Genomic DNA, 24,329 nt, shown 5'->3' with positions numbered 1-24,329 from the left:
CCCTAGCACAATCTTCGTCGAATATAAGTATCTACTGATTACGTCCCTCGTATTTACAGAAACTCCCCATTAAATGCTATTTATCAAAATATGTCCTAATCGCCTGCACAACCTGTGCATTCTCATCTTCCGTTCTGATTGATAGTCTGATGAGCTGTCTGTCCGAGAGTCCTGCTTTCTTGCTCAAATCCTTGATTAAGATACCATTGTCTCTGAGCATCTTACCACAAAAGTCAGTGGCCTTACAGCAACCAAGCAGTTCAACCATGACGAAGTTAGCCTCTGTGTTGAATACTCTCAGCGATGTTATTGTCTTTAGTTCTTTTAAATATTTTTCGCGAGTCTCTTTGAAGCTGCATATTGCTGCCTTATAGCTCTTTGCATATTTCTCGGCTATCTGAAGGTAAAACTCAGATATTGAGTTGATATTCCATATGGTTAGCGATTTCTTAAGCGCAGATATCTTCTCACTATTTACAGAAACTCCAACGCCAAGTCTTAGTCCCTGCACACCATGCGCCTTTGAAATCGACTTGATAACCAGCATGTTTGCAAACTGCTCATACTCTCCACTTGATATGATCGAACCCTGCTCATCCATTGCGTAATCAATAAATGACTCGTCATAGATTAGCTGAATACCCTTATATTCACACCATTTAGCAAGCTTTAAGACATCTTCCTTCGGAATATAATTTCCAGTAGGATTGTCCGGGTTGATAACTACGAGTGAAGAAATCTCTTTGTCTCTAAAGTGATTGATTAGATTATCCACTGAATATGAGAAGTCTATACTTTCTGACTTATATACAACGCGCCTATCCTCTTCGCAACGATTGTAATACTCTTCAAAAGAGGGGCTTATAAACCCAACCTTTCCGCTAGACTCTTCGATTACACTTTTTATAATCTCCGAAGCCCCATTTCCGACAACAATCTTATCTTCGTCCACGTCAAGCACCTTTGCTGCTAGCAGGCTCACCACATGCATACCCGATGGACTCTCTGTAATCAAAGTTTCTATGTTCGCTTTAATCTCATTCATCAACCTCTGCGGTGGATAGTATGGATTTATAGGATAGCAATAGTCGAGCATCTTTGGATATCTCCAATATCCTCCGAATCTGCCGCTTATCGCATTATAAACCTCGCCCTCATCCGTTCTAAATATGCTTTCCGCAATATCTAGGTCTTGGACATCATCAATTTCGTACCACTTCTGACCAGTGAGCCTCTTTGCCTGAATTTCAGGCTTTTCAATCATTGTAATAACTTTGAGCACTTGCTCATAATACTCGTTAGCTCCGAGTGCTTTCTGATAAGCGTTCAGAAATGGCACATACTTTCGAGTGGAAAAGTCCTTTGAAAATTTATAGATATTTACTGTTTTGTAGTAGGATGGGATATCTTCAAACACGAAGTTCTTCCCAGGTACAAAGTCGATGATGTTGTCGTTATTATCAATTTTTACGACAGTCCCGTCCATCCAACTCTCGTACTTATCTACAAGCGCCAGTGTCTCGCGCGGATCGTCTATGAGGGCATCGAGAATACTGTCCTCAAATATTAAATCGCTCTCAAATAGCAGAGTATCTTCCTCTATTAGAAGCTCCGATGCTAGTGAGAGTGAATATATGTTGTTGGTGCTATCATATATTGGATTATCGATATATTGAATCGGTGCGCTTATATCTAGAGTACTGATATACTCCTTGAGTTTCTCTCTTTCATATCCGACAACTATTACAATCCTTGATACACCTCGCTTATCAATTTGACGTAGCATGCGCTCAATCATGGTCATACCATTGACTTTTACCATGCACTTAGTGTTATTTTGAGTAAGCTTCTTTAGGCGTTTTCCCATTCCTGCAGCTAATATTATCGCTTGCATTACTTTTCCTCCAACGACACTACGAAAGGCCTGTGTCCTACCCTGCTCTCAACTGGTGGGAGCTTCATATAATCCCCATACATATCTGTTAGGTACGTATCCATGTCAGCAGGAGCATAGAATCTGTGACCTTCAAACTCAATCTCTTTTGGCGGAAACAGCGTATCATTTGAATATGCAACCTTTGTAGAAACCGAGTGACATGTTGACTTTCCAGATTCGAATCCGAGATATTCGTATTTTGTGTAGTCATGGTCTAGCTTCTCTAGAAGGCTTTTCTCAGGTGTAAGCTGCATAGCCAAGTACTGTAATCTTCTGGCAATTGCACCGATTTTCCACTTTAAGCCAGACTGAGGAAGACCGACCCTATCAGGGATTCTTCTCTTAAATAGTTTCTTGTTAAGTTCACGACAGTAGTCCATGTACTCATCTATGCCATCCTCCGGCAGCCTGTCATATGGGAAAATATCGATATAGATACCATGATGCATATCGATGTTTCTCTTATTCCACTCGACAAACTCCGTGCCATTCTTCCTTATCTTTGCATAAGGAAACGGTATTTTCGGGTCAGTCTCTAGGTTCTGAAGGAAGAATTCTTCACCGAGTTCATCCTTGGCAATTTCCATAAATCTATCGTAGTCTGGTCTTGGCATACCGACGTCAATGTCGTCATCCCAAGGTATAAAGCCTTTGTGCCTAGCGGCACCTAGCGCTGTCCCACTATCTAGAAAATAGCACAGATTATTCTTCCTACACACCCTATCGAATTCAATAAGGATGCCTAATTCGATTTTCTGCACAGACTTAAGTTCTGGGAAATTCTTCGTATAATCGTCTGTCTTTATGTCAGTCATCTCAACACCTTATCCAATTCTTTTTATTATAATTTGCTTTCTTATAATACTGACCTATGAACCTCTCTTATTTTGTTAGCTTCTTCCTTCTCATCTCTAGTAGTGCACTTACGATGATTCCAACAAAGATACCTGCAACACCGCCTGTCGCATAGTACCCCTTCTTGCTTACGCTCTCAACTTCGAGAGGTTTTTTAGGCATTGAGATAACCTTTAACATATCTTCACCTCTTACCTCTTTACCTACCTCAACGAATGCCTTAGCTTCCGCATCTGCCAGCTTGAGAGCTTCATCTTCAGTATCAGCAGTGATATAGATATCTACAAACTGACCTTCCTTAGCAATGTCAACGGCAACTCTTGAGTTGAGTGCGATTCTACCATTCTCATCTAGTCCTGCATACTCAGCAACGCGGTCAAGAGTCTTCGATGATGTCGAAATCTTTGCATAGAGCCCAACAAGTTCCTCGTTCTTCTTGATGTCATCAAGAGTACTGTTTTGATATCCGTCAACAGGTGTAACTGCCACCGTGAGCTTCGCCTTGTATGAAGTGCTAGCCTTGGAGCCTTCAACCTTAGCCATTACAACTGCGCAAACTGCCATGCAGATAATCATTACTACCGCATACTTCTTAACTAGTTCGATAATTCTCTTCTCAAAACTATTTTCCATTTTGTAAGTCCTCCATACACTTTCTTATATCGACTGCAAATTCTTCTTGTTTCTTCTCGACTACTCGATTTCCGACAAATGTCTTTATATTCTCCTTTATAGTGTCCATATTATCGTGGACACTCACCAATGCTTTACCAATATCGCTATCATATGCTCCGATTTCGTACTCATCCAAGACTCTCTTCATAGGTGGATTATCAGTCGTTGAGACCGCAATCCCTTCATATGCATATTCGTAAATCTTTCCTGACGAGCAGTAGAGATTGTTTGAATTCTTCTTATGATACATCGCGATTCCTACATCGCACTTGGAAACAAAGTACTTGAGTTCATCCTGATTTAGTCTAGGTACAAGTTTTACGTTCTCGATTCCACGATCTTTGATAAAAGCTTCAATCTCATGCTTTTCTGCATTTTCCTTGCAACCAACTAAGTACAATGTATTATTGAAGTTAAGTTTCGCCGCTGCCTCGATAAGCTCCTTTGTGCCTCGCTCTAGCTCACACCCTGCTGTTGAAACGATCTTAAACGAATCATCTCCATTCAGATAGTCGAACTTCAGATTCATTACTTCCTCTGAGAAATCTTTTGAATATGACAACTTTCGGAAGTTCTCGAACACGAGGATTGTTCCAATCTTACCGTACTCTTTCTCCATGACCTGCTTGCGTTCTTCATTTGCACATACTGTGAGTGCCGCTTTCGCAATCATGCGTGATTCGAAGAAACAACCCACCTTGCTCGCAAATCCACGAGTCTCTCTCTGCAGATACAGCTCTCTAGCATCGTAGATTACAGCCTTAGGCTTCAGAATCTTGTTGAGCTTGAGTGCTGGAATAGTTGCTTTTCTGTTATCAGCAAAGATGAAATCCACATCTCCATGCTCTTTACCAATATCTATGGCCTTGCGTATGAACTCCTTATATGACTTACAGTTCACATAATATGAACTGTTATCTGCGAAATCATCTTCCTGTGTTGTGGTTATGTCTATGACGTCAGCAAATGAATTTAGAACAACGAGCAAGGCTCTCGTTCTGCCGTCAAAATTTTTATTTGCTGCACTGATGAACAGTATTTTCACTTGCCCTCCTCCATATTTTATAAACCGCGTATATGATATCTAGTACGAGTGCTCCGATAATATAGTTAAATATAGCATTGTATGTCGCACCTCTACCGATAAGAATATACAGTGTGCAGACCATACTCACCTTCATACATCTCATCGTTGGGTCTTTGGTTGCCTTTATCAGTTCATCGATAAAAGAAACCAATATTCCGTATACGATTCCAGTCAAGAAGCACATGAACCCAAAGTTCGCAAAAACATCTCCATAAAGAGTTGGATGCATAGTTCCTCGAGGGTTGTCAATGTGTTTCCATTCTTTGTACATGTCTATTGCAAAATCCCTCGGTTTGAACTTGGCAATGCTCGCTGGAACGAATAGCAGCGTCAATCTCATATAGCCTAGAGCCATACCGAACTTAGGGAAGTTGTTGTTGTGTTCAACGAAGTAATAGTATGCCTTGATAAGCCCTAGCTCTCCGCCACCTTTTCTCATATAGTCAACGGAGCGCTTAAGTATCTCGCCAAGTCCTACCTTTGGCAGCATCGTGATATCTCCAAGCCATCTAATCTGCTGGAATACAAATACCGAGAACACAAGGATTACACCCGCCGACACTCCGATTGCTACCTTCTTATTGTTCTTGTTGAATAAGAAGTAGATGATGAACGGCGTTACAAATCCAAGCAGGTTATATCTCGATTTTGAATAAAGTGCGCAGAATAGGTAAATTGCAAATGCTATCACGAAACACAGATACTTCTTCTTGCATAGGCAGGCAAATCCGATTCCAGAGAAAGCAACCATTACTTTCCCTGCCATGATCTCTATAGATGTCTGCGGCATATCGAGAGTCTGTGTCCATGTCGAGTTGAAAAGCGAATATCCTCTGCCGTAGAACCCTATCGCTACAATCGCGAAGCATATGAGGTATACGAAGAAAATCATTCTAAAAAGTGCCTCTGGAGTCTCCTCAAAATCAGATACTTCCATCTCTATCTTTTCCGCATTGAACTTTGCAAAATAGAGGAATCTCGTAAACATGTAAACTGCCATGAATAGCACTGCTAACATGGTAGCATTGACAATCGTTACCTCGGAATAGTCTCCTGAATACGCATGTGCTGTGTTAGGGATTGTAAATACTACAAAAAGCATCGACCAGAGAACCATCCCCAGCGACTTCTTCCTCCACTCGTATAGCAGAATAAGTATATTCAAAATCCACGACAGTAAAATTAGCACAATCTAGTCCTTTCACTACCCTGCACTAGCGGGTAAATAGCTCCTCTGTCACTGACACTTCAACTGGTCTATGACCAACGCGATCCTCAACAGGAGGAAGCTGATTATAATCACCATACATAAGTGTTAAGTATTCTTCGAGTTTTGCAGGCGCATAGAACTCCTCACCTTCAAACGCAATCTTTTGAGGAGGGAATAGCAGCTCGTTTGGAAAGATGATCCTATCCACAAAGGAGAAGCATGTACAGAATCCTTGTTCTCCTGTCTTCGTCTCATATCGCTTATACTCTTTCTCAATCTTTCCTTCGAGTAGACTCTCTGGATATAGCTTCAAAAGATAATACTGCATCCTTCTCGCTAAAGCTCCAATCTTCCATTTAAGACCCTCCTGTGGAACACCTACTCTGTCGGGAATATATTTCTTAAATTGAAATTTGTTGAGCTTCAAGCACTTATCGATATGTTCATCAAGGCCTTCATTCGGAAGCCCATCGTAGGGGAATATATCGATATAGATACCGTGATGCATCTTGATGTTGCGCTTATTCCACTCTATGAAGGTCGTGCCGTTCTTTCTCACTTTCGCAAATGAGAACGGTGCATTAGGGTCTGTCTTTCTAGTCTGTACAAAGTAGCCATCACCTAGTTCTTCCTGTGCAATTTCTAAAAATTTCTCATAATCCTGGCGAGGCATTCCAATGTCTATATCGTCATCCCAAGGAATGAATCCACCATGTCTAACCGCGCCAAGTGCAGATCCGCTCTCGATAAAATATGTGAGCCCTTTCTCATCACAAAGCCTTGCGACTTTTGTCAGTATATCGAGCTCAACTCTCTGAACGTCCTTTATCTCAGGAAATGCATCTACATTATAGGTTGTCATCTTCGCTGCTCTCACTCTCAATATCATCATTGCCGTTGTCTTTGTTCTTTGACTTTGACTTTGGATGCTGTATTTCTTTAATCTTCTGACGAGCCTTCTTTATGCTCTCTTCATCAGGCTTCATAACATATAGTTGCTGATTTCCGCTTGAATATACAGTAGCAAAAGCATCGTATCCTTCTAGTGAATTGGACTCGAACTTCCACTTTGGATTCTTTCCAATCTGGAACTTAACGAGAGCCTTAACTTCAGCTCTTGTAAGGTTCATCTCCATAGTTGGCGCGAGATACTTGAGGATTTTGTTATATCTAGTTAGCAGTGTTGTAGAGCCTGTAAGCTTATTCACTATCGCCTTTAGAACATCCTGCTGGTTACGAACTCGATGATTATCACCATCGCTGTAAGCACGTCTCTCTCTTGCATATGCAAGTGCCTTAGCGCCGTCAAGTTCGTTCTCGCCCTGTACAAACTGGTATCTACCTATATACGATATGAAAGCCTTATCGGAGTTGATTGTGATTCCGCCGATGGAATTTACAAGGTCCTTAAGCGTGTTGTAGTTAACCTTTACATAGTAGTTGATCTTAATACCTAGAAGGTCTTCCACATCAGACGTCGTCTCATCGATACCCATCATACCTGTATGTGTTAGCTTATCCTTCTCACCGTTCTGTAGCTCAACGAGGTAGTCTCGCGGAATCGAAGTCATCAGAATCTTGTGAGTCTTAGGATTTACCGTGATAATCATATTAACATCACTACGGGCCTCTTCAGTGATTTTGCCAGTAGTGTCCATTCCACTTATATAAATGTTAAATGGCTTACTCGTTACATCTACAGCATCCTCTGCCTTCTTCTTAGCTGTAACCTGTCCGAGGAACTCATGCGTAGCAACCGCATATGCAGTTCCAACAGTGTATACAATCATCAGAATCAAGCTCAGGATAAATGCCGTGATTTTTCTAGATTTCTTGATGTTGTCTCTAAATAGCTGTATGAAGAATATTGCACTTATTATAAGAAGTGCAACGAATGCCCCCAGCAATATCTTTGATGGGATTACATCTAGGACTAGCATCGCTGAAACAAATACTAGTAGTGCTATTAGATAAAACAATGACCATATTTTAGTAAACGTATTGAATTTGCTTCTTCGATATTTTCTTGCATAACCCATTTGTTTAAGCTCCATTCTTTAAAATCGCCTGTCTGTTAACTGTTTATTGGCTCCAGCTTCTTGAGATCACGTATGCTGTGTATAAGTGCTGGTATTAGCATTGCCGTCGTAATTACAACGACTGTTAGTGTCGCCCATGCTGCACCCTCGATTCCCAAATACTTGATTAGTAAGGCATCGAGAACCACATTGCTTATACCCGCTACAATATTGATGTAAAAGTTCAGCTTCACCTTTCGTAAGCTTGCGAGCAAGTTGCTCACGTTAACTCTAAGAGTCGATGACACGAAGTAGTTAACAGAAAGTATTCTGAACACTGAAACGGCACCCATATACTTAACACCCCATAACAACTTTATTATCCATGGAGCTAAAACAAATAGCATCCCTGCAACAACAAAATTCATAATGGCAGTGATTCCAATTAGACGTTTGGCGTTATACTTAATCCATCCGTATTCCATATTATGCTCTGCAAAATATGGATATACGAACATCACGACGCTGTTAGGTATTACTATTAAGGCTTCGGGTATTGTCGCCGCAACCTTGTATACAGCAATCTTTTCAGGACTTACTATAATGTAACCTATCAGGAATACGTCCATCAGGATAAGCAGGTTCGAAATCATCGTGTTCGCACATACATACGCTGAATACTTTATCAGCTCAAGCTTCTGGTGCTTTGATAGATAATGTGCATTCCTGAGTGTCCTGATTGAGTAAAATCTCATTCCGAAGAACGAGGTAATTATCGTTGCGAGGTAAAGAGCAATGATAATTCCACTTACTTTTATGTAATAAGCTCCTACAATCTCAACCGCCATGTATATGAAGGCATTGAGATTCGATAACAGAGCGTATCGTTTATTCTCTCGCTTGCATCTCATCAGCAAGCAATAGTATTGATATATGTAATATGTCAATGGATATAGCGCGTACACCATCAATACCGGCCTCGCTTCATCCACCTTTAACGGTGCAAACATCGCACATAAAAATACACCTATTGCGATTGCAAAGTTAAAGACCATTCCGAACTTGAACGAAAACCAATAATAAGCCTCTTTTTCCTCTTCGGGTCTCTGCTCTGAACAGAATTGGAGCATGCCATATATGATGCCCATTCCATTCAGAATCAAAAAGAAGGACATGATGTTATCCGCGTATCCAAAAATACCGTACTCGCGCTTGGTTAGGAACCTGACAACGAAGACGTTTCCGATAAACGTAAACACCTTGTTGAGAAGTCCCGAGCCCATTATATGGACTAAGCCCTTCTGATATATAAATTTAATTTTATCCCGCATACTTACTGGTCTAAAAACTCCTTAATTACTGATACAACTTCTTCCACATCCTCATCTGAGATATATGGGTGAATTGGTAGTGACAGAACTGTGTCACATAGCTTGTTCGTAACAGAGTAGTCAATTCCAAATCTATTCTCGCCACCAAATGCTTCCTGATTGTGCATCTGCTTAGGATAGTAAATCATCGACGGAATTGATTTCTCCTTGAGGTGCGCCTGTAATGCATCTCTCTGTTCTCTGCTCTCAAGCTTGATGGTGTACTGTGCCCAGCTGCTAAGGAATCCGTCAGGAATCACTGGTGTAGTTACAACACCCTCTAGAAGCTCTGTGTACCTGTCCGCCGCACTATTCACGTCTGTAACTTCGTAATCTGCAAATGCCGCTAGTTTAGGGAGCAGAATTCCCGCCTGAATCGAGTCAAGTCTTGAATTCATACCGATACGTACGTTATCGTACTTCATCTTGCCCTTACCGTGCACACAGTATGATCTGATAAGCTCAGCTGCTTCACCATCGTTTGTAAATATCGCTCCGCCATCTCCATAGCATCCGAGTGGCTTCGCTGGGAAGAATGAAGTTGTCGAGATATCTCCGAAGCTGCATGCCTTCTTGCCATTAATCTCACCGCCGAAGCCCTGTGCTCCGTCTTCGAGAACCTTAAGACCATGCTTCATAGCGATTTTTCTAATCTCTGTAAAGTTAGCAGGTAGTCCGAACAGGTCAACTGGCACTACTACGCTAGGCTTGAGTTCGCCCTCAGCAGCTACTGCAGCTATTGCCTCTTCTAGTGATACAGGATCCATATTGAAAGTATCTTCGTCTACATCAACGAAAACTGGTGTTGCTCCTAAGATTGAAACAACCTCTCCGGATGAGAAAAACGTAAAGTCAGGAACGAATACAGCATCACCCTTCCCAACTCCCCACGCCATGAGTGCAAGCTCAAGAGCGTCGGTTCCATTTGCACAAGTCACGCAGTGCTTAACACCAACATATTCAGCTAGCTTTTCTTCAAGCTCGGAAACCTTACCGCCTCCGATAAATCTGCTACTAGCAATTACTTCGTCAATCTGTTGATCTATGTCATTTTTGAGAGCAGCATACTGCTTCTTTAAATCTCTAAATTCCATTGTCTCCCTCCGCTTCTACTTGAATTCTCCTCGCATGTCAGTGCTTGCAAAATCTGTCAATGGAAGTCTCACTGGCACACCTTCCTTCTGGCTCTTATATATAGCGAGAACCATCTCAAGTGCATTTCTTCCAGCAACTCCATCTACGTAAGGTGCTCTGTCTCCCTTAATCGCTTCGATTACATCGGCAAATAGGCTTGTATGACCATTGCCATATACATTGCTCGTCTCTTCTTCTAGCCCCTTGTTCTTCTGGTCTTCAGCAGTTTCATCTTTGAAATCCCACACATCAATCGTGTTGGTGGACTTGCCTCCAACCTTGACTGTACCGTTTTCTCCAAATATATACAGCGTCTCTTCGAGGTTCTGAGGGTATACGTTAGTAGTTCCCTCAATAGTTCCGATTGCGCCGTTCTTAAACTTAACAACAGCACAGCCAACATCTTCAGCTTCAAGATAATCATGGAACTGTTGTCTAGTTGCTCCATAAACTTCCACTACCTCATCTCCCATCATCCATCTGAGAAGGTCGATTCCGTGGATGCACTGGTTCATCAAGCAGCCGCCATCTTCTTCCCAAGTCCCTCTCCAAGGAGCTTGGTCATAATATCCTTTGTTTCTATTCCAGCGAACATTGATAGATGCGTGGGAAAGCTTTCCGAAACGCTCTCCTTCGACAGCCTTTCTAACTTCCTGAATAGCTACGTTGAATCTGTTCTGGTGACAAGCCGAAACCTTTACGTTCTTCTCAGCAGCTCTCTTGATAATCTCTTCAGCATCAGCGATATTCATAGCCATAGGCTTTTCAATAATTACGCTAACTCCTGCATCGATTACATCTAGTGCAATTGCTGCGTGCTTGCCACTCTCAGTCGCAATACTGATAAGCTCAAGTTCGTTCTCTTCGAGCATCTGCTTATAGTCGGTATATCTCTTGATTGATTTATCATCAGCCAAGTTGTGCTTTGCAAGAATCTCTTCCATCTTCTCTGGCACGATATCGCATACCGCAACTATCTCTAGATTATTATTTACTGCAGCAGTCACGTGATTTGTTGCGATTCTACCGCATCCAATCAATGCATATTTCATTTACATGTCCTCCGGAATTTTAATTACTATAGTGTCTATATTGTGCCGGGCTTATAGGAGAGAAATGTTATCTCTTTCCTTTACGTCCTTGAATGCGTTACGAGTATCGAATATTGCAACTGCATTCTCTCTAATCATCTCATAGTCGTATGCATCATGAGCTGTTGCAACGAGGATAAGATCGTATCCCTTGATTATATCAGCATTAATCTCACAGATGCCTTCATGCCACTCACCATGTCTCTTGTACTTTGGAATCCATGGATCGTAGAAATCAGTCTCTGCACCTCTCTCCTTGAGAATGTCGATTACGTTAAGAGCTGGGCTCTCTCTATAGTCATCGATATTATTTTTGTAAGCAACTCCTAGAACGAGAATCTTTGATCCGTTGAGAGCTTTCTTGTGGTTGTTGAGAACCGCTGCAGCTCTGTCTACTGTGTACTCAGGCATCTTATCATTGATAATCATTGAGCTCTCAATCATCGATGTGTGGAAACCAAACTCTCTTGCCTTCCATGTTAGGTAATATGGGTCAAGAGGGATGCAGTGTCCACCGAGACCAGGGCCTGGATAGAACGCCTGGAAGCCGTATGGCTTAGTCTTTGCGGCCTCAATTACCTCCCATAGAGAAATCTCCATCTTGTTGCAGAGCATCGCAAGCTCATTAACAAGACCGATGTTGATATTTCTGTATGTATTCTCTAGGATCTTTTCCATCTCAGCGATAGCTGGTGAAGACACTTCGTAAATCTCTCCCTCGAGAACTTCTCTATACATCGCAGAAATTACTTCTGTTGCGTCTTTGCCAACAGCTCCAACTACCTTTGGTGTGTTCTTTGTCTTGTAAATCACGTTACCTGGGTCAACACGCTCAGGTGAGAATCCGAGGTAGAAGTCCTCTCCACACTTTAGTCCAGAACCCTCTTCAAGGATAGGAAGTAGCAGCTCCTCAGTAGTTCCCGGATAAGTTGTGGACTCGAGAACAACCATTGTGTCACGAGATAGGTGCTTTGAAATAGCCTCTGTGGAGGACTTTACATAGCTTATATCTGGCTCTTGGTGCTTATCAAGAGGAGTAGGTACGCAAATAGCGATGAAATCAACATCCTTTACGAACGAGAAGTCTGATGTCGCCTTCATCATACCGCTCTCTACGAGCTCCTTGAGGTCTTCATTTACAACATCACCGATGTAGTTGTGTCCCTCGTTTACCATCTTAACTTTTTCTTCCTGCACGTCGAAGCCGATGGTCTTGAAACCCGCCTTAGCTTTTTCAACAGCAAGCGGAAGACCTACATATCCTAGGCCTACAACTCCTACAGTAATGTCACGCTTTGCGATTTTCTCGAGTAAACGTTCCTTTATATTCATATTCTTCCCCTTTTCTGACCGAGTTATCTGTTGAACCATTCTATTATATTGCCGAATTCGTCGAGCTTAGCTGCTGGAACTGCAGGTACTCCAACTACTAGTGTATAGTCTGGTACATCCTTAGTTACAACTGCCCCTGCTGCTACCATCGCGCACTTTCCAACGGTATGTCCGCATACGATTGTTGCGTTAGCACCGATGGATGCTCCTTCTTTAACGAGCGTCTTCCCGTAGTTCTCAGAACCTTTTGGGTAACGTGCCCTTGGTGTAAGATCATTTGTAAATACACAGGATGGTCCGCAGAATACACCGTCTTCGAGTGTAACACCTTCGTAAACCGATACGTTATTCTGAATCTTTACTCTGTCGCCAATCTGCACGTTGTTGGCAATGTTTACATTCTGTCCAAGCGAGCAATTCTCACCTATCTTAGCTCCAGGCTGAACATGGCAGAAGTGCCAAATCTTAGTTCCTTTTCCTATTTCTACATTATCATCTACGTAGCTACTCTCATGCACAAAGTAATCTGACATTTTATTCCCCCGAAATAATCGTTTTAACTAGCTTTTCTGCTGCGTCTCCCGCACCATAGTAGTTTTCTTTTTCATTAGAAATAACGGTATTGTTAACTTTATCAAGTATGTCCGCTTCATCAATATGGGCGAGCACATTGTGGTTTCCATTCAGCGTCTCAACCCACTCCGTTTGCTCACGCAGAGTTACGCATGGTGTGTCGAGTATGTACGCTTCCTTCTGTAGGCCGCCGGAATCAGTCACTACCTTAACCGCATTCTTTGTAAAATACAGCATTTCAAGGTAACCGATAGGTTCTACACAAATTGTATTCTGTAGATTCTCCTCCTCGTTAACCTGTTCAATCATCTTTCTTGTTCTAGGATGAGCCGGGAGGATAACCGGTGCATCGAACTTCTCGAAAGTCTTGAGAATCTTGCGCACCTTCTCTGGTGTATCAGTATTCTCAGCTCTGTGAACTGTGGATAGATACCACTTATCGATCTCACCGCGCTCACCGAAGATATAATTAAGGTCTGCAAAATACTGACTGCGAGCCTTCTTGTCTATCTCCTGTGAATAGTAAAGAACCGCATCGCACATTACGTCACCGATTCTGTGGACACCATTCTTAATTCCCTCATTCTCAAGATTCTCTATAGACGCATCTGTTGAACAGAAAAGTAGGCTCGAGATGTGGTCTGTAAGGATTCTGTTCTGCTCCTCAGGCATAGCCATGTTGAAAGATCTTAGACCCGCCTCCACGTGAATTACCGGAATATGAATCTTGGATGCTGCAAGCGCTCCCGCAACTGTGGAATTAGTATCTCCATACACCATTAGATAGTCAGGATTCTCCTCGATAAGGATATCTTCAATTCCGATAAGCATCTCTGCTGTTTGCCTTGCATGTGAACCGGAGCCCACGCCTAGATTATACTTTGGCTTGGGGATATGTAGCTCTTCAAAGAAAAGCTCTGACATATTCGCATCATAATGCTGGCCTGTGTGAACGATTATCTCTTCGCAGAATTGTTCCAGCTTACGAGAAACTGCAGCCGCCTTAATAAATTGTGGTCTTGCACCAATTACGGTTACTATCTTCATCACATGCACCCCTTCTATTCAAATACCTTTTCAAATTCGCTTGCAATATTTTCATACGTGTACTTGCTCAGTACAGCTTCACGTCCAAGCATTCCCATCTGGCTTCGTTCTTCATCACTCATCGACTGAATCTTTCTGATTGCAGCCTTTATAGCATCGTTGTCACACGATTTCGTGATGATTCCGCATCCAGATTCACTTACAGGTGTGGATGGCGTTGTTATCGCCATAACTATTGGTTTCGCTGCCATCATGGAGTCAAACATTTTGTTCATGCAGATTCCAAATCTGTACAGCGGCGACTCGATTGTTCCGATGAATATCGCGTCAAAGTTATCGATTACTGCAGGGATTATTCCCTTCTCTACTGGTGGCAGGAATGTCACGTTGCTGATTCCATTCTGCTCCGCATAATTGATAAGTTCATCTTTAAGCTTACCTTTTCCAACCATAACCAAATGAACTTTTTCATCGTTGAGCTGCTTAGTAACATCGAGCAGGTTGTGAAGCCCATATGAAAGCTCGTGGCTTCCGAAGTATCCAATAATGAATTTACCTTCTGCCTTTAGCTTCTTAAACGCCTCTCTGTGCTCGTCAGGGATTTTCCTTGTTGCGTCCCATTCATTTATCACAACTCCGTTCGGTATATACCTGAAGTGATCAGCCTTCATGCCATGTTCAATCATGTATTCCTTAGCGTGAGGGAGTAGTGAAACTACAACATCTGATTTCTTATATGCATGATCCTCCGCAAACTGCATAGCGATTACGAACGGATTCTTCTTGCTCATTCCGCCTGCTTCGTAAAGCGTCAGTGGCCACATATCGTGAACTTCGTGGATGTACTTAGCTCCAGCAAGCTTCGCAATACGATACGATGGGTATGAGTCGAGCGGATAGGTCGATGACGAGATAACTACATCCGGCTTATAGTGCTCCACAATTTTCTTTTTATTCGAATTGAGCGCCTTGCAGAAATGATACATGCTGAAGGCTCTGGCAACACCATTGCTTTCGTACTCATCAGTCTTGATCCAAGCGTACTTTATTCCGTCGATTTCTTGCTCTGTAAAATTTTCAGTTATATCTGGGTTCGTCTTTCTAAGATGCGAAAAACTACCCGCGATAATAGTTACATCGTGACCCTTCTTCACGAGTTCCCTCGATATATAGTACGGTCTAAACTCCATTCCCATCTCAGGAGAACCTGCGTAGTGGTTGATAAGTAGAATTCTCTTGCCCTTCTTCTTCATCACCTCTACGAATTTATTTGCCAATCTGTCATACGTGTACTCACCCGAAACCAGGTTGTGTCCACGCACTCCCATGTTCTTGAGCTCTTCAACCGGTAGGCTCTTGAGCTTCTCTATCGCTTCGATATAGCTCTCTACGTCTCCCGCCTTTGTAACGATGCCCGCCTCTGCCTTTTCAACTAAGGTCTCAGGCGTCGTCACCGACATGAGTAGTGGCTTGCCGCCCATCATTGCATCGAACATCTTGTTCATACAAATACCGAATCTATACAGTTTCGTATTTGCCGCAAAGATTGTGACTATGTCGAAATAGCTGATGAGATTAGGAATGGCATCCTTGTCAATTGCCGGAAGGAACACTACGTTCTCTATATCCTGATCCTTTGCACTCTGTATAAGTCTATCCTTGTAGCTGCCATCACCAACCAACACAAAGCATACGTCCTTATCAGTTATTTTCTTTGCAACGGCAAGGAGCATATCCAGATTATTGGATATGGAGTGACCACCAAAATAGCCTACTATGAACTTTCCTTCATCCTTCATCCTGTTTAGAATCTGGCTATGCTCTTCAGGAATTGGTGCCGGATTTTCCCACTCTTCTTTGATTACACCATTAGTAATGCAGTTAAACTTTTCTTCAGCAAGGCCATGCTGAACCATGTATTCTTTAGAGTGATCAAGTAGCGAAACTACCTGGTCACAGTGTCTGTATGCGAAATCTTCCGCACGCTGCATAAGCTTTACAAACGGATTGCTCTTCGACATTCCGCCTAGCTCGTACAGAGTTGAGGGCCACATGTCGTGAACCTCATGAATATACTTAGCACCAGAGAGCTTTGCAATCTTGTCCGCACCGTAAGTATCAAGCGGATATGTCGAAGATGCGATTACTGCATCTGGCTGGTAGTGTTCTGATATATATTCTGCATTGGAAAATAGTTTTCTACTGAATTCGAACATACTGAATGCACGTGCCAATCCATTGCGATTATATGAAGATGTCTTAATCCACACATAACGAATTCCGTCAATCATCCTTTCCTCGAAATTCTTCGAGACATTAGGATTTGCCTTTCTTAGGTGCGAATATCCGCCCGCTATAATCGTGACTTCATGCCCCTGCCTGATCCACTCGCGAGATAGATAATATGGTCTGAACTTCCATTCCCATTTCCGGCGACCCAGCATAATGATTAATCAGTAATATCTTCAAACTATCCTCCAATGCGCTCACTTAAGTAGTAGCGATTGCAATGTATCTCCGTCTAGCTTACTTTATAACGGCACCAACCGTCTTAAGCATAGTCTTGATTTCTCCAAGGAAGCTAAAGTTCCTGAGAGCATCAAGGTTGTATTTCATCTTTTCTGGCAAAACCTTCTCGACGTACATCTCGTCAGGATTCTCCGCACTTCCGATGATTTCGTTCTCATCCTTGTATGTAATACTAGCCTCCGACGTTACACCCGCTGGCAGCAGCAGTGTTGCAAGCATCTCTTTGGAGTAGCAATCCACATATCTTGGAACCTCCGGTCTAGTGCCGACAAAGGACATGTCCCCAGTTATTACATTAAGAAGCTGCGGAAGCTCATCAAGTCTGTATTTTCTCAGCTTGTGTCCTATCTTGGTAACTCTTGGGTCATTCTCTTTGGTCACTTGTGCTCCAAGTTTCTCCGCATTTACAACCATTGTCCTGAACTTAAAAATCCTGAACTCTTTACCGTTTGTAGTCACCCTTACCTGTCTGAAAAACGCCGGGCCTGGATCGTCGACTTTTATCATCATGATTAAGATAAGAAGTATCGGCGAAATAATGATAGTCATCAGAAGTGAAATGACGAAATCAAATATTCTCTTTGCAATAAGCGAGCCTTTTCTAGAGCTTAGGATGTCATAATATTCTTTTACTTCATCGCATCTCATATGCTCCGGTAAGTCATTCCACTTGCACAAAACCATCTACTTAATAAGTCCTCTCTTCTTAAGTATATCAACGAAATTTTCTATAACGTATTCATTCTGCTCATCGGTCATCGTCGAGAAGATTGGTAATGAAATCAAGTTCTCATACTGGTGATAAGCATTTGGGTAATCTGCGATATCGAATCCAAGATTCTTGTATGCAGTCATCATCGGCAGTGGCTTGTAGTGAACGTTACACGCAATTTCACGCTCTGCCATATCCTGAATTACTGCATTTCTATCCTCTACGGAAGCTCCTGGAATCCTAACCAAGTATAGGTGACCTGTCGAGGTCATCTCATCTGTGTAATGATGCATAACCTTAATTCCATGCTTCTCGAGCGCAGCCTCATATCTCTGGTTGAGCTCCCTACGTCTCGCGAGTAGTCCGTCGTATCTCTCAAGCTGAGCGATTCCAATAGCCGCATTGATATTTGTCATATTGCACTTATAGGCTGGGTACACTACATCATATTCCCATGCACCCGCTTTGTTTTTAGATAGTGCATCCTTAGACTGTCCGTGCAGCGAGTATAATTGAAGCTCATGATAGAGCTCATCGTTATCTATGCCCTCAATGGTCTTCCACGAGAGAGCACCGCCTTCAGCAGTAGTAAGATTCTTAACTGCGTGGAAAGAGAACGATGTGAAGTCCGCTATGGCACCCGCCTTAATGCCCTTCTTTATAGAACCGAAAGCGTGTGCACCGTCGGAAATTACCGCAACTCTGCCAAGTGCTTCTTGCAGTTTATTTGCAGGCTTAAAGATATCTTTCTTTGCCTCTACTATTTCAAATAATCTGTCGTAGTCACATACCATTCCTCCTAAATCGACAGGTATTACGGCCTTTGTATTATCGTTAATTGCCTCAGCAACCTTGTCATAGTCCATTTCAAAAGTTTCAGGTGCTGAGTCGATAATCACCAGCTTCGCACCCTTGTGAACCACAGGGCTTGCTGAAGCTGTATATGTGTATGCTGGAACGATGACCTCATCTTCTTCACCAACTCCCAAAATATGAAGAGCTGCCTCGAGTGATGCCGTAGCAGAAGAAAGCGCAACAGCTTTATCAACACCGATGTACTCTGCAATTCTTCTCTCGAACTCCTTAACCTCTGGACCGGTTGTAATCCAGCCAGATTTGAGAATTTCTACAACTCTGTTAATCTCTAACTCCGATATGTCCGGTGGTGAAAACGGTACTTTCATCTGCGATATGCCTCCTAGCATTTTTTAATAACCATATTATTATACACTCTAATTTTTAGGTGAATATGTTGGGACTATGTTTTTGATATACCTCTTGATATCGTCAGGTTCTGCTTCCACATATCCCTTGAGCTCTTGGAGCTCGCTAATGAACTTCTCCTCGTCGATATTAATCGGATGACCGATGTGAATCATCTTGTTCGCAGTATCCTGAAGCCCCTCTTCGTCCATCAGTAATTCTTCAAATAACTTCTCTCCCGGTCTTAATCCGACATATTTAATCTCTATATCAATTCCTGGCTTGAGCCCAGAGAGTAGAATAAGGTTTCTAGCTAGATCATCAATCTTGACTGGTTTACCCATGTCGAGAACGAATATCTCTCCTCCCTTTGCAAATGCACCTGCCTGCAGCACCAACGAAACCGCTTCAGGAATTGTCATAAAATATCTGATTATGTCAGGGTGTGTAACCGTTACTGGTCCGCCTTCTGCAATCTGTCTTCTGAACAGCGGAATAACACTTCCATGACTTCCGAGCACATTTCCGAATCTAACCGCAACAAACTCCGTATTGGATCTGTTGTTGTATGTCTGAACAATCATTTCGCACAGACGCTTAGATGCTCCCATGATGCTGGTTGGGTTTACTGCTTTATCTGTCGAAATAAGTACGAACTTCTTAACATTCCACTTATCTGAAGCGAGTACCATCTTCCATGTACCGAGAACATTGTTCTTAACGGCTTCATTTGGACTTGCCTCCATCAACGGAACGTGCTTATGTGCCGCCGCATGATATACAATCTCCGGCCTATACATCTCAAAGATGTGGTCAATTCTCTTTGTGTTTCTTACAGATGCTATAAGTACGACAAGATTGAGCTCAGGGAATTCTCTCTTAAGCTCATTCTGAATCTCATAAGTAGTATTTTCATAAATATCAAGCATAACCAGCTGTTTTGGATTGTGGCTGGCTATCTGTCTGCAGAGCTCGCTTCCGATGGAGCCACCTGCACCAGTGACCATTACTACCTTGTCAGATACGTACTCCATAATTCCGTCTATATCGACTTCGATAGGGTCTCTGCCAAGAAGATCATTTACATCTACGTGCTTGAGCTGCGACACACTAACATCACCGCGAATAATCTGGTATATTCCCGGAACAATCATCAACTCACAGCCAGTCTGTTTGCATATATCAAGGATTCTCTTCTTTTCTTCTCCTGATGCGGATGGCATCGCAAGAAGAATCTGATTAATGGAGTACCTCTGTGCGAGCGCCTCGATATCCTTTGTTGTGCCGGCAATTCGCACGCCATTCATTCTCTTACCAATCTTGGACTCATCGTCGTCAACTAGGCAAATAATTTTCTTTTTAAGGCTAGGGTTCGCTTTGATCTCCTTGATGAGGCCTGCTCCAGCTGCACCAGCACCGATAATCATCGCTCTCTTGGCCTGTCCACGGCTGTTTCCAATGCCCTTGAGCTCTCTTGCAGCTCTAGCAACGAATCTGACAAAGAAAGTTATTGCAAATAAAAATCCACCGGAAAGCAAATAGAAGCTTCTCGGCATCCCGTAGTTCCGCTGTTCAAAGAAAGCAAATATCGTAGTAACCATTAGCGTATATAGAATAGTCGCGACGAGCACGTTAATCATATCTCTTATACCTACATACGACCAAAGGCTAGAATACATATGACAAACTGCGAATATAATAATGCCAAGAGCCATCACGACAAATTGATGCCCCTTAAACATCTCCCAGTATGAACCCATCGGTTCATCTAGCGAGAAATCAAATCTTATAAAAAGCGCCAGAAACGATGCAACTTCGATTGCTACTAAATCGCAGATTATAAGTAAGCACGTCTTAATAAGAGATGCCTTGTCAAAATTCAGTTTGCTATTAATATCCATTATCATGCCTGCTTTCCTTGAAGTCATCATGTATATTAGTCTTTCTAATTTTGCGCATATCACGCGAAATTTATCATAATATTATACCTATTATGAGCTAATTAGTCAAAACGCAAGACCCCATACAAGCTAGCAAATTGCGATAAATAACCCTCATTTTTATATTATTTCACATTAATTCCACACTCGCCCCACTGGCAAGGCGGACATATAAACTTTTCAGAGCAGTAATCGTAAGTGTATTCCCTTCCTTCACACGAGAATTTAAAACCAGTCGCACGATTGTCTACAGCCTTAACCGCTTGAAATCCCTTTAATTCAGACTCCTTTACCCCTAGCTCCTCGGCAATCTCATTTAGAATCGTCGAGCGCGTATCGTCAATATACGATCTGTCGAACTCTCTAAGCTCATCAAGCGTATCGAATTCAAAAATATATTCCGCAGAATATTTTTTTAGCTTCATCCTAAGCTCCCCGATGTGCTCGATATATATCTCTTCCCATAGTTTGTCGATAATCTCGGCATCTTCGTAGCTCTGCTTTAGAATCTCAATGAACCTCTCGCTGAACACCTCATCCCAAAATACGTGCCCAAGCATATACCACTCGTCATTTCCACCAATCTTGACTTCAGTTATGTAGCCATCTTGATCGGTTTCCATGCACCATTCTTTCGTATAACCATCTGCATATATCCCGCTGTAAAACGCTCCCTCTTCTGCATCATTAAACGGATTCTCTGCAAAATAGTTGTCCGCCGAACAAATATAAGAATTCTTAAGCACATCCTTTACCGCGTAGATGCTCGAATGATTGTTACGAACCGCGTACTCGCTATTATGAACGAGCTGTACTCCAAACTTTTCCTCGAGGTAGTCAAACTGTTCTTTTTTATAGCCTGTAACTATGTATATTTCATTTATTCCAGCTTCTTTAAGCTGCCTTATCTGGCGTTCAATCAGCACTTCTCCTTTAACTTCTATCAGTGCCTTATGCCTCTCATATGACAGTGGTGCAAATCTGCTGGATGCTCCTGCCGCTAATATTACTGCGTTATCGACCTTTAGCATTATCTGACTCCTTGCGTTTTCTTATTCCACAAATGACGGTTGTTATTCTTGTTATTCTTTTAGTGTCTCTTCTTCGATCTCATTTTCATCAGTCGATGTAAGTTTTCTAGGTGTGCCAACCTTTAGTCCTTTCATGAATGCTCCCGCATCTTTTAGGAAGCTGACCGCGATAAGCGTTATGACGGCGGCTATCGGAAAGGCTGCTATGATGCTGACCGATTGAATATTGCTCATTGAGCTTTCTGAGAACAGAAGTGCAATCGGGAGGACTATCAATAACAGGCACCACATCAGCTGAATCATGCGATTTGGCACCTCGTCATCCTTAAGTCTTCTATAGCTGTAGCACGATGCGATGTATGCAATCGAATCGAACGAGGTAGCATAGAAGGCAACCATGGTTAGGATCAGGACGATTAGCACTATCGTTGAACCTGGAAGTGTCTTAACAATATTGATGATAAGGTTGTACATATCTCCATTCTCTGTATACGACTTGATTAGCGGAATGCCGTCGACTAGCTCCTTACCTAGAGAGTAATTCCCCAGGATTATAAAGCTTATAATCGTTGACCCTGCACCGAAGCCATATCCTCCAATGATAGTCTGCCTTACTGTTCTGCCGCGTGAAATCGTTCCGATAAAGAACGGAGCAGCAACGCACCAAACCATCCAGTACGCCCAATAGTATATGGTGTAATTCTGTGGAAACATGGTCTTCCTCTCTGGGTCTGTGAATGTGGATAACCCGATAAAATGCTGTATCATTCTGCCCATTGATTCTATTCCCGTATCAATGATGTAGCCCGTCTTACCGCCGAAGAACAGCACGTATGCGAGTAGTCCAAAGAACAGGTAAATGCATATTTTTGCAAGGATGCTGATGCCCTTGAACCCATGAAGTAGTGAATACGTGTAAATCGCGCATGTTATCAGCAGAATTATTATAGAAAGTGTGATACGGCTCAACTCCACATGGAACACAATCTTGATGATGCTAGCCATCAGAGGAGTAGCAACACTAAATGTGGTCGCAGTTCCAGCGATGAGTGCGAATACAGCAAGTAGGTCGATTAGTCTACCTAGTATTCCGTCAGTGTGTTTTCCTAGGATAGGTCTGCAGGCCTCCGAGAATTTCTGTTTATCTCTATTCCTAACGTGCAGCATGAATCCGAACGAAACCGCGAGCACGAGGTAAAACGCCCACGGAATTAAGCTCCAGTGAAATAGCGGAAATACGCCTGCCCACTCTTGAATTGAACCGAGGCTTTTTACATGCGGGTCTGTCGCATATAGCACCCACTCTGCAAAAGAGTAGAACAGGATATCCGCAGCGAGTCCGCAGGTAAACATCATCGCGCCCCAAGTAAAGAAGCTGTACTTAGGCTTCTCATCTTGACCCCCGAGAATGATGTCTCCATATCTAGAAAATGCCATATAAATTGACATTGAGAATATCAAAACACCGATAATCAGGTAGTATGAACCAAATCTATCACCAAGTATATAACGAATGTCCGTCAGCACAGACTTTGATTTATTAGGGAATACAAAGAACAACACACTCATTCCACAAATTATCGCTAGCGGCACAAGTGTTATCACCCAATCAATGTGCTTTCTTGCAGCTGATACGCTATTATTATCATTCATATCGGCTTTTTCCTTTCTTTTTTCTACAAAATTACAGCTTTTCTATCAATTCTGAAGCATATTTGTAGTATTCCTTGGCATATCTGTATTGTTTTAGCGAGTATTCGCCAAATTCCACACCTAATTGCCTCTTATATTCGCACCAGTTAGACCATAGCAGTCCACAAGCTGCGATATATGCGTATATCTTTGCCCTAACTACTTCGTCACATGTTCCATCAAAATAGATATCATAGAGTTTATCTACTTCTTCTTTCGTATACATGCTGTAGAGCGAGAACATTGCTATGTCTACGTGTGGATCCTGCATTCCTGCATACTCCCAGTCAATAATTCGAATATCATCCGTTCCACTTCCATCGTCGCAGAACAGGAAGTTATCCGGAACTGCATCAATGTGCGCTAGGCACTTGTGCGTATTGAGCGATTCAATGAACTCCTTGAGTTTGTAAATCTTTTCCTTTGTTGCACCATAATCCCTATAAATCGATTTATTCTCACCCCATAGACCTTCATAGAGCTCAATTTCTCCGAATATATCAAATGTATGCTCAACTTTTAGATCTAAATTGTGGAATTTCTTGAGAATCTTCATACATTTTGCGACTTCTTCCCAATTTTTGGGGTCACAATTGCGCGTATCTTCGAGAAATTTCGTTACTTTATATCCATTTTTTACATCAAAGTAGATGATATCGTCGCATATTCCCTTATTTTTTATTGCTTCATACACCTGGTGCTCGTGCTCTCTGTTAATGAGTCTTTCTGTACCCTCGCCAGGTATTCTCATGATGTACTTTTCTCCCTTACATTTGAACAGGAATGATCTGTTCGTCATACCTTTCTTGAGCACTTCGATATTTGTTATTTCACTCGTATCTACATCAAACACTTTTGCAAGTATATCGATTGCATCCGACTGCAGGCTCTCCG

20 protein-coding genes are annotated in these 24,329 nt (G+C 42.3%); all 20 read right to left on the bottom strand.

What is annotated here, in order from left to right; all coding sequences use genetic code 11:
• Window positions 1-76 precede the first annotated feature (76 nt).
• Complete coding sequence (locus tag AXF17_RS01975) at window positions 77-1,894, bottom strand: aminotransferase class I/II-fold pyridoxal phosphate-dependent enzyme (RefSeq protein WP_094233576.1); 1,818 nt, start codon at window positions 1,892-1,894, stop codon at window positions 77-79.
• Window positions 1,894-2,751, bottom strand: coding sequence for a LicD family protein (locus AXF17_RS01970; protein ID WP_094233575.1), 858 nt, complete (start codon window positions 2,749-2,751; stop codon window positions 1,894-1,896). Before AXF17_RS01970 ends, AXF17_RS01975 begins: the two co-directional genes overlap by 1 nt.
• A 67-nt stretch (window positions 2,752-2,818) precedes the next feature.
• On the bottom strand, window positions 2,819-3,424 hold the full coding sequence (locus AXF17_RS01965; RefSeq protein WP_094233574.1) for a YveK family protein: 606 nt from the start codon (window positions 3,422-3,424) through the stop codon (window positions 2,819-2,821).
• Window positions 3,414-4,511 (bottom strand): glycosyltransferase, encoded by a 1,098-nt coding sequence (locus AXF17_RS01960; protein ID WP_094233573.1) that lies wholly within the window; start codon window positions 4,509-4,511, stop codon window positions 3,414-3,416. The genes AXF17_RS01965 and AXF17_RS01960 overlap by 11 nt, the downstream gene beginning before the upstream one ends.
• Window positions 4,480-5,742: a hypothetical protein gene (locus AXF17_RS01955; RefSeq protein WP_207651573.1), complete on the bottom strand. Its 1,263-nt coding sequence runs from the start codon at window positions 5,740-5,742 to the stop codon at window positions 4,480-4,482. Before AXF17_RS01955 ends, AXF17_RS01960 begins: the two co-directional genes overlap by 32 nt.
• A gap of 25 nt (window positions 5,743-5,767) precedes the next feature.
• A complete protein-coding gene (locus tag AXF17_RS01950; protein WP_169711299.1) occupies window positions 5,768-6,625 on the bottom strand; it encodes a LicD family protein in 858 nt (285 codons plus the stop codon).
• Window positions 6,612-7,802 carry an LCP family protein gene (locus tag AXF17_RS01945; RefSeq protein ID WP_157682521.1) on the bottom strand — a complete coding sequence of 397 codons (1,191 nt, stop codon included), beginning with the start codon at window positions 7,800-7,802 and terminating at the stop codon, window positions 6,612-6,614. The genes AXF17_RS01950 and AXF17_RS01945 overlap by 14 nt, the downstream gene beginning before the upstream one ends.
• A gap of 35 nt (window positions 7,803-7,837) precedes the next feature.
• Window positions 7,838-9,112: an oligosaccharide flippase family protein gene (locus AXF17_RS01940; protein WP_094233569.1), complete on the bottom strand. Its 1,275-nt coding sequence runs from the start codon at window positions 9,110-9,112 to the stop codon at window positions 7,838-7,840.
• Between the two features lie 2 nt (window positions 9,113-9,114).
• Complete coding sequence (locus tag AXF17_RS01935) at window positions 9,115-10,245, bottom strand: DegT/DnrJ/EryC1/StrS family aminotransferase (RefSeq protein WP_094233568.1); 1,131 nt, start codon at window positions 10,243-10,245, stop codon at window positions 9,115-9,117.
• A gap of 15 nt (window positions 10,246-10,260) precedes the next feature.
• On the bottom strand, window positions 10,261-11,337 hold the full coding sequence (locus AXF17_RS01930; RefSeq protein ID WP_094233567.1) for a Gfo/Idh/MocA family protein: 1,077 nt from the start codon (window positions 11,335-11,337) through the stop codon (window positions 10,261-10,263).
• A gap of 51 nt (window positions 11,338-11,388) precedes the next feature.
• Window positions 11,389-12,708 carry a nucleotide sugar dehydrogenase gene (locus tag AXF17_RS01925; RefSeq protein ID WP_094233566.1) on the bottom strand — a complete coding sequence of 440 codons (1,320 nt, stop codon included), beginning with the start codon at window positions 12,706-12,708 and terminating at the stop codon, window positions 11,389-11,391.
• A gap of 23 nt (window positions 12,709-12,731) precedes the next feature.
• A complete protein-coding gene (locus AXF17_RS01920; protein WP_094233565.1) occupies window positions 12,732-13,241 on the bottom strand; it encodes an acyltransferase in 510 nt (169 codons plus the stop codon).
• A 1-nt stretch (window position 13,242) separates the two neighbouring features.
• The gene (wecB, locus tag AXF17_RS01915; RefSeq protein ID WP_094233564.1) at window positions 13,243-14,328 is read right to left on the bottom strand and encodes a non-hydrolyzing UDP-N-acetylglucosamine 2-epimerase; all 1,086 of its coding nucleotides are present in this window, start codon (window positions 14,326-14,328) and stop codon (window positions 13,243-13,245) included.
• A 14-nt stretch (window positions 14,329-14,342) separates the two neighbouring features.
• Entirely contained in the window at window positions 14,343-16,772 is a 2,430-nt protein-coding gene (locus AXF17_RS09375; RefSeq protein WP_237049059.1) for a glycosyltransferase family 4 protein, read from the bottom strand.
• Between the two features lie 82 nt (window positions 16,773-16,854).
• Window positions 16,855-17,541, bottom strand: coding sequence for a sugar transferase (locus tag AXF17_RS01905; protein ID WP_207651572.1), 687 nt, complete (start codon window positions 17,539-17,541; stop codon window positions 16,855-16,857).
• Entirely contained in the window at window positions 17,542-18,753 is a 1,212-nt protein-coding gene (locus AXF17_RS01900; protein ID WP_094233563.1) for a DegT/DnrJ/EryC1/StrS family aminotransferase, read from the bottom strand.
• A gap of 48 nt (window positions 18,754-18,801) precedes the next feature.
• Complete coding sequence (locus AXF17_RS01895; RefSeq protein ID WP_094234716.1) at window positions 18,802-20,673, bottom strand: polysaccharide biosynthesis protein; 1,872 nt, start codon at window positions 20,671-20,673, stop codon at window positions 18,802-18,804.
• A 164-nt stretch (window positions 20,674-20,837) separates the two neighbouring features.
• The gene (locus tag AXF17_RS01890; protein WP_094233562.1) at window positions 20,838-21,743 is read right to left on the bottom strand and encodes an NTP transferase domain-containing protein; all 906 of its coding nucleotides are present in this window, start codon (window positions 21,741-21,743) and stop codon (window positions 20,838-20,840) included.
• Window positions 21,744-21,794: 51 nt separating this feature from the next.
• The gene (locus AXF17_RS01885; protein WP_094233561.1) at window positions 21,795-23,396 is read right to left on the bottom strand and encodes a BCCT family transporter; all 1,602 of its coding nucleotides are present in this window, start codon (window positions 23,394-23,396) and stop codon (window positions 21,795-21,797) included.
• A gap of 31 nt (window positions 23,397-23,427) precedes the next feature.
• Window positions 23,428-24,329 (bottom strand): choline/ethanolamine kinase family protein (locus AXF17_RS09370; protein ID WP_237049058.1); only part of this gene is annotated, 902 nt, incomplete at its 5' end.

Origin of the sequence: Mogibacterium pumilum, from assembly GCF_002243385.1 — a bacterium.
Taxonomy (GTDB): Bacteria; Bacillota; Clostridia; order Peptostreptococcales; family Anaerovoracaceae; genus Mogibacterium; species Mogibacterium pumilum.
This window is presented reverse-complemented; position numbering and strand designations above follow the sequence as displayed.